This is a genomic window from Oleiphilus sp. HI0080, from assembly GCF_001635135.1.
Genome location: NZ_LWFU01000621.1, coordinates 1 through 8,022 on the forward strand (window position 1 = coordinate 1; position 8,022 = coordinate 8,022).

The window sequence follows — 8,022 nt, forward strand, 5'->3', positions numbered from 1 at the left end:
ATCATCAGGCGTTCAACAACATCTTCCTCATTGACGATCGGATCCCAATCCAGCTCAAGAATTTTTTCGCGGCCATCGTCAAAGGCAACCGTCATCTCATTCACAAGACAGTGAGAGTTGAACTCAAACATCATCGAATCTTCGCCAACAATCGCATCAACCGCGGTGATATTCTGATCACGTGCATCCGCACCAAGGGTGCTATTGGCAAACAACAGATCGTTCACATTGCGCCCAGAAATTCTGTCGGTTTCAAAAATTGTCTCGAGATATGCTGCGTATTCCTTGTGCACCAAGCCGCCATCCGTAATGGTAAAGAGGCCTTGGTGCATGTTCGCCATCATGTTAGCGATGTCTTGGTTTTTCTGATGTAAAGCGGCTGTGCGCTCTTCTACTTTCGCTTCCAGGGTTCGCGCATGCTCTTCAATTACTTCACGCATACGAATGTTCTTGATCGTTGTAACCAACGACTGCGCAACAGACGATACATACTCGTAGTCACTATCTGCAAAGCTAACCTGCTTCACATCACCCGATAAATTTATCACGCCTACCAGCATGTCTTTATCCATCAAAGGAACACAAAGGAGCGCTTTAGGCGCGGAGTCTTTGTCGCTTTGAATGTAGGACTTGTCTCGTTCCGTGTTTGGTACAAAAATGATCTGCTTGGTCTTAGCCGCTTTACCGATAATCCCCTCGCCTAGCTCAAAACGCGCCGGCGCCATATCACTAGAATTCGCTTTTGGAGGAAAGTGCGCCTTAACAACGAGCTCTTGCTTCTCATTACTTAAATAAACCGAACCCTGACTCACGCCGATTTTGTCGTGCATACTCTGCAGCACTTCTTCTAATGCCGAATTTTGATTATGCGCAGCGGCAAGTGTACCGCCAATTTTGTTCAGTTTGGCGAGGTCTTCCATTTTCGTCTGGATGGCAGAGCGCATCGAGTTAAAATTACGCGCCGCCAGCAAAATAAGTACAATCAACATGACAATCGAAGACTTGAAGCCAAAATCAAGATTGCCCAGCACTTCACCCTGCAATGAATAAAATTGGCCATTTGCGGATTCAAGTAGCTCATCGAGACCGGCAACTGACTGCGTCACAGCCGCATCCGCTTCTTTCAGCTTCTGCTTAGCAAGCTCCGCTTGCTCCAGCTCCTTTCTTTTGTGATCAACAATCGAGGGTGTGCGGTCAAGCATTTTCGCCAAGTCGCTATAGGCTTGTTCAGCATTCACTAGATACTCAGTGTCGCCAAAGGTTTTAAAAACGTCGGCACCTTTGTCGTACCAGAGCTTGGAATCCTGCAAGGAGAACTTGAAATCATCCATCGTTCCAAGATTGTCGAGAGAACTTGCACGCTGGACCTGCTCAACGGTTTTGAGAATGCCGAGTGCATTGGTATCAGCTTGGTTTGCAAAACCGGCCACGAGTTCCATGTTCTCGGTGTCTTTCGGCTCGGCCATAAAGTACTGCAAGTCGACTAAAGCGCCGCCCAACGAATCAGCCATATTAAACAGCTCATCCGCCTCAGCATGCATCGCCTCATTCGCTGAAATCATCAATGACTTGGCTTCAAACATTTCAGTCACGGCAAAACGATAGAAGTCGTAATTACTCTTGATGCCAATAACCAGAGCATTCATGTCAGCATCATCTTGAGCGAGACTTTCAAGGCTTCCATATAAACCTTCGAAGTCTTTCACGCCCTGCATGAACTTCCGCTTATAGACACGAATGCTGTCACTATCTTCAGCATTAAATGCAAGACTACTCAACTTCGCTAGCTTAAGCAGTTGTATCTGAACCTGGTTACTCTCTTTCACAACCGGCACCGCGGTCTGGTTAACCCGCGATGTCGACTCATTGATGTCGTTAAGGTTCCATAGCGATGACAATCCTGATGTGAGCATCAATACGATGATGAACCCAAATCCGAACGCGACTTTTTGGTTAAAACTCAGCTGAAACATCCTACTCTTGCCTCTGTTTATTTTTTTGGCCTTCAATTTCACTCTAGATTAAAAATTTGAAAAGTTGCATTTTCCCATAAAATCGTGCAGCAATTCGCATTAATTCGCGTTTTTAGGGGCAGAAAAGTGACTTAGTTCATAGAGAAAGCCCTGATAATGAAAGCGAAAGCTAAAAAATAAGCAGCTCATTCATTCGGTGCTAGGCTAAAAATTAGAACGTTAAAAAAGTCAAATAACGTCAAACTAACAACAATATTTCGGCGAGTACCATGACAACGATAATTATCTCAGCGCTAGCAGCGGGCGTCGCGTTTGCCCTTGGTTTCTTTATTAAGGCAACTCAAAGCAAGAGATTGCTTAGAGAAAAAGAGCTCGAAGTAACCAATCTCAATCAACAAGTTGCGCAATCAATCAAGCTTGATGAGCATGAATCGATTATCAACGACCATATCGAAAACCATGCAAGTGTATCAAACCAGCATGCAGAACTTGAGCAGGATATCGAACTTCTGCGAAGCACCTTAGAAAACGAGAAGAACGAAATCGCCCAAAACTATGAGGCTCAAATACAAAGCTTGCGTCATGAGCATGAGCGTGAACAGTTTTTCCTCACTGAACAGCTTGCTAAAGTCGAAGGCGATCTCGTCGAACTGACAGAAATGCTCGTTACCTTCGAGCGTTGGCATGAAAGCCTAAACCAGCTGATGGAGCACAATGCTGAGATGCATCATCAGAATCAAGAATTTTTCAATATCGTCAAGCAAATCGTGATCTTGGCTTTAAACGCTGCCATTGAAGCAGCTCGCGCCGGCGAGCATGGAAAAGGCTTTGCCGTTGTTGCTGAAGAAGTTCGAAACCTAGCAATGCGCAGCCAGGAGCTGAGCGAAAGCTACAAAGAAAATCTGAATAAGAACGACTTTCTAACCACGACGACCTTCCAAGATATCCAAGCTGGCGGAAAGATGATTCTTACCGATGTATCAGCGACCAATGAGATCGTTAAAGAGTTGCTAACCCGAGTCCAAGCGGCGTAAGCGGAGACGGAACATGAGCCAAAGTTCTTTTAATCGCGAGTTAGTGCGTTTGTTCGGCATCGCTATGGAAGATTGCTTTTATTCGAGTGCCGAAACAGAAATTCATACTGCAGACGCTAACTCGAGCATTCATGGCGAATTCAAAGAGTTTGTTTTGCTGACCATTTCTTCGCCCTTGTTCAGGGTGCTGACGGTAATCCATTTAAACAATGACGACGCTACCAAAGCCTTTGTAGCAAACAAACTCAATACCACCGCCGACACCCTTACAGACGAGCGCTTTTATGACTTTGTCGGCGAAGTAGGCAACACGTTTTGCGGGGCGATAAAGCGAAGTCTTAATAATTTCATCCCCAGCTTAGGGATGTCGACTCCGAATCGACTCGAGTCCGGTAGCATGAAATACATGCTCTCTCAGAAACCAAGCTTTGAGAGCTTTAAGCATATAGAGATTAATGGTCAAACACTTTTTGAGTGCGGCATCTATGTTTGCAATGACACTGAGCTGGATTTTGACATTACATCAACCACAACAAGTACGACCGAAGTCGAAGAAGCAGACTGCGGTGAGCTTGAGTTTTTCTAAGTAATAGAGGCAGTAATGACAGCGAAAACACAAATTGTCAGTAAAGTGCTCGTACATGAATGTAACGAAGCAGCACTCTCTGTGCTCAAGGAAGTATGCACCAACAACAACCTAGTCGGCTTAAAAGTCTGCACCGGAAACAACACCATTGGTCTTCGCGATGCAACCAACGAAATTAACGACGTTATGCAATCGAACGTCGATCTTGGTGCCGTATTCTTAAGCGAAGACAAAGATTTTAATGGCGTTAGCGGTATTGAGCTTTGCTCGAAAATTCATCGGGCTCGCCCCGAGCTTCCTATCTTCCTTCGTCGTGCGCATACAGACAGCATGGATGATCTTCCAGAGATCGTGCAGGAATCGGTTGCCGGTTGCTACATGAGCGGCGACGCTGACAAACTGAACGAACTCGTACACAACTACATCTGCAGCATGTTTTACCCTGCGGAGCTCGCAAGTGGCATTATCGAGTTATCCAAAAATGCATTCGAGAGTATCGTTCCCGGTGTCGAGGTTCGAAATGAACTGCCCTACTTGGTAAAAGATCAGATTATATATGGCGAGCTATTCAGCCTAATCCCTCTTGAGAGTGATTGGTGTCGCGGCTACATGATGCTGCAAACAACAGAAAATGAAGTCTTAGATCTTATTCGCTCAGGTGCGTCGCAAATCAAGAAAAACCAACCTGATTCCCGTGATAGCAACGGTATTCTGAACGAGGTCACTAACCTGATCTGGGGCAGCATAAGAGCACGCTATTTCACCAATGACGTCAACACTGATGGGCTGCGCACACAAGTTCCGATCATGGTAAACCACCAGAGGAAACACATTTCCTTTGGTTCTACCGAGCCACAACTTTGCTTTAAGTTTACTCTGCACGATCCCGAGATGCGTTTCCCAGATATCACGTTATATCAACGACTTATCTTCAATTTGAACTGGTCTCCAGAGAAATTTGAAGAAAGCGAAAAAGCCGTAGATGAGTTTGTCGATAACGGTGAATTGGAGTTTTTTTAACCAAATACTTGCACTCCAGAGCAAGTAGCTATACTCAAATTAATGCAGTAAGAACTCTAGAAAACTAGAGTCGGAAACAAAAAAACAAATTAGCAGATAAGAAAGGCAATGCCTTTCTAGCAGTAACAAACGCGAGGAAAGTACCATGGCACAGATTCTAGTAGTTGACGACTCAGCGACTGTTCGCAACGAAGTGAGCAGTTTTTTAGCAGCAAACGATCTATCAGTAGAAGTAGCAATCGACGGCAAAGACGGCCTAGACAAACTTCAGAAAGACGGTCAGATCAAGCTTGTTATCTCGGATGTAAACATGCCGAACATGGATGGCCTAACCATGGCAGAAAAAGTACGCAGTGATCTCAACAATCAAGGTGTAAACATCATCATGCTAACAACCGAAAGCGACCCGCGCATGAAAGCACGCGGCAAGGCGGCTGGCGTTAAAGGTTGGATTGTTAAGCCATTTAAAGGCGACAACGTAGTAGGCAGTATTAAAAAGCTGATTGGCGCTGCATAAACGTCCAACCAGACGAAAAAGGCATCCTCTTCAGGATGCCTTTTTTTATGCCTATTCTCAGTCTAATCGCTAAGGTAGCGGGAGTGGGTTGAACTCAAAATAGATCAGTGGTCCAAAAGCCACGATAATTAACGTGGTTCCCATCACTAACAGCGGCAAGATAATCCGCTCATGGCGATAGTAGAACGTATCCCCTTCTTGCAAGGCTTTATCCACTTCATCGTCCCCAACAACCTGCCTCGTCAATAAGTGATTCAGCGACACCGGCGGGCTCAGATAACCAAGTTCAAACGCCATTAGAGCGGTCATCCAAAAATGAATAGGATGAATACCCTGTGCATATGCAACTGGAGCGATGGTGCCCGTTACCAAAATCAGCGCACCGAACGGATCCATAATCATCCCGATCATTACCAGAAATGCCACCATAAACAACATCGCAGCATACGGCGAATCAAACACCTCGGGAATTTCCAAAACACCACCGCCACGCTCGATAATACCGCCAACGGTGAATGAGCAGGCCATGAGCATGAGCAAAGCGCCAATTTGAATGGCAGAGTTATCAACCGCTTTATGGAAAGCGAGCGAAACGGTTGGCGCAGCGCCAGCTGTTTTATTGCGATGCTCAAAATCGTGGCTGAACTTACGCTCCCAAATTAAGACAATCGCCACCAATACTGGAAGCACAATCGGAGCAGAAAACTCATCTAGATAAGTATCAAGCAGATAAGCATAGGCGACGAGCGTACCGGCAAGAATCGCGAAGTATGGCAGCAAGGGCTTAACCAAACGCAACGATGGGACAAGCGCTTCACTAACCGGCGCCGGATTCAACGGCTCTTTCTTAGTGATGAGCGCGAACACCGCAAACACAACCATACTCAGCAAGAATACTCTAAAGCCCCAATGAAATAGCTCATCGGTGACTACTTCCTTGTTAAGGATGGCGATACCAACAACCAGCAAACAAGGGCGCAGAACGACCCCTGAACCGGTCATAGCGGTCACCGCAAGCGATAGTTGCCGACGAGTACCAACTCGACGCATCTCTTGATACACCACAGCACCCATCGCAATGATAATAATGCCGGACGCTCCTGTGTAGGCTGTTGGGTAGGCCATTAACGCAATCGCTACGAAGGCCATCATTTCAGGCGGAAGACGCCATGGGCGAAAGACATCAAACAACTTTGCGCCAAGCAGTGTCTCTTTGAGCATCATCCCTGCAAGGATATAAAGGCCTATCGCCAAGTGCAGATTGGTTAGCTGGAAAATTTGCGTAAAGTAAATCGCGATGCCAGGCAAATGTGCTTCGGTTACAAAAAAGTGGAAACAAGCCGCCAGCAGCATAAAAGTCTGGATCGGAATCGTTAGCAGCGCACGAAGCCAACCACCACCCTGCTCTAGATGCTCTTCTGGGCGGAAAAAATGATAGATATTGATCAAAGCCAGCACCGAGCAGCCTCCGATCAGGGCGAAAAACAATTCAGGATGCGTCACTTCCGTTCCTGAGTTCAGCGAGCCATGGTAGAACGCATAGCCGGAAACACCGAGCCCAACATGCGACACAAATTGCGCCGTTGTAGAAATGTAATGATCCTTACGATGGTGAACCGAACGAAAAGCAATGTGACTTCTGCGCGCTGTTGCAATGATGGTGGCCAACATCAACAGCGAAATCAACGTGAGCTTTTGGTGCGCAATGGCAAACAAACTAATATCGGCAAAAACATGCTCTAAAGAACGGAAAACCTCGACCGCCGATGTCAGATTCGCGTCATAGATTGCCGCGTCATCGTGTTTCTTTTGACATACACGGAGCTGACTGATTAAGGACTCGCGTGCAGAATCGCGATTAAAGTCCTCCGCGAGTAGAGAAAACGCCTCGTTCTCAGCAATATGCTCTTGCTCAAGAACATCAAGACGAGACTCGATGTCCTCTTGAGGATCGCACTCGGTAATCGGTCGATCACCGCGCAGAACAAAATAGTCTTCCCAGATATATGCGCCAAGCTTGAGCATCTGCGCATGCATGTTTTCACTTGTGCCGGAGGTGATGGTGCCTAGCAGCAAGGCCAGAATTACCGTAGTAATCACGGTTTGCGCTACACGCTTGAACCTGTCTAACGAACTGGGCGCCGCATCGACATGTAACTCGCTACTTGCTTCGCTGTTCTGGGTCGAATTTTCATCACGGTTAACTGGACTATCGCTCATCGTTATCTCGTAGTTATTTTTGTTGGTGTTGTTCTTTGGCGTGTTGTTACGTAGTTGGGCCAACGCTCTGACCAATATTGTTTTTAGATCAACCAGACACAACTATTGTGCCAATAAACCAAAGGCAAATGTTTAATTCGATAAAAGAGCGAGCAGTTTGTCACGTTTTTTATCCAACAAAGCGAGTTTCGCTTATTATCTTGTTTCGGTTCTTATTGCTTGCGGCCAATCTAAGTAAATATTGAAGAAATCGCGCGAAGAAGCACGCGAATAGCAACTTCACTATTCGTTGCATAATATCGGTTTGAAGAAACACCAATGCTGGAGGGCTTTATAAGGGATTTCGACAGGGCTTTCGACAAATCGTACCCCCAAGCTTTTGTCGACAGGAAAGCAACATGCGTAACGTCAGGGCCCACATCGCGCTCTGACGTTCTAAAAACGCCTAAACTTCGGCCATATCGCCTTTAGATTCGAGCCAAGCTTTGCGATCCGCGGCTCGTTTTTTTCCAAGCAGCATATCCATGTTGGCAACCGTTCCGGGATGATCTTCTATCGTCAATTGGACGAGACGACGCGTGTCGCGTGCCATGGTTGTTTCACGCAATTGCATAGGATTCATCTCGCCCAAGCCCTTAAAGCGCTGAACGTTGACTTTGCCTCTTTTCTTCT

The 8,022-nt window shown here is 46.3% G+C and carries 6 protein-coding genes and 1 pseudogene; 4 read left to right on the forward strand and 3 right to left on the reverse strand.

Features of this window, described 5'->3' with window-relative positions; all coding sequences use genetic code 11:
* On the reverse strand, positions 1-1,973 hold a 1,973-nt coding region (locus A3751_RS13585), incomplete at its 3' end, for a GAF domain-containing protein (protein WP_156492457.1).
* A 269-nt stretch (positions 1,974-2,242) separates the two neighbouring features.
* Between A3751_RS13585 and A3751_RS23895 the strand changes: the two genes are divergently transcribed.
* From A3751_RS23895 to A3751_RS13605, 4 genes are all read left to right on the forward strand, one after another.
* On the forward strand, positions 2,243-3,007 hold the full coding sequence (locus A3751_RS23895) for a methyl-accepting chemotaxis protein (protein WP_068456974.1): 765 nt from the start codon (positions 2,243-2,245) through the stop codon (positions 3,005-3,007).
* 13 nt (positions 3,008-3,020) lie between these two features.
* Positions 3,021-3,593 (forward strand): hypothetical protein, encoded by a 573-nt coding sequence (locus A3751_RS13595; RefSeq protein ID WP_068456977.1) that lies wholly within the window; start codon positions 3,021-3,023, stop codon positions 3,591-3,593.
* A 15-nt stretch (positions 3,594-3,608) separates the two neighbouring features.
* On the forward strand, positions 3,609-4,613 hold the full coding sequence (locus A3751_RS13600; protein WP_068456978.1) for a chemotaxis protein CheX: 1,005 nt from the start codon (positions 3,609-3,611) through the stop codon (positions 4,611-4,613).
* A gap of 145 nt (positions 4,614-4,758) precedes the next feature.
* Entirely contained in the window at positions 4,759-5,130 is a 372-nt protein-coding gene (locus A3751_RS13605) for a response regulator (RefSeq protein WP_068456981.1), read from the forward strand.
* A gap of 69 nt (positions 5,131-5,199) precedes the next feature.
* On the opposite strand, the gene A3751_RS13610 is transcribed toward A3751_RS13605, so the two are convergent.
* Positions 5,200-7,350, reverse strand: coding sequence for a TRAP transporter large permease subunit (locus tag A3751_RS13610; protein WP_082863252.1), 2,151 nt, complete (start codon positions 7,348-7,350; stop codon positions 5,200-5,202).
* Between the two features lie 445 nt (positions 7,351-7,795).
* A pseudogene (locus A3751_RS13615) lies at positions 7,796-8,022 on the reverse strand (DNA topoisomerase IV subunit B); the annotation flags it as partial.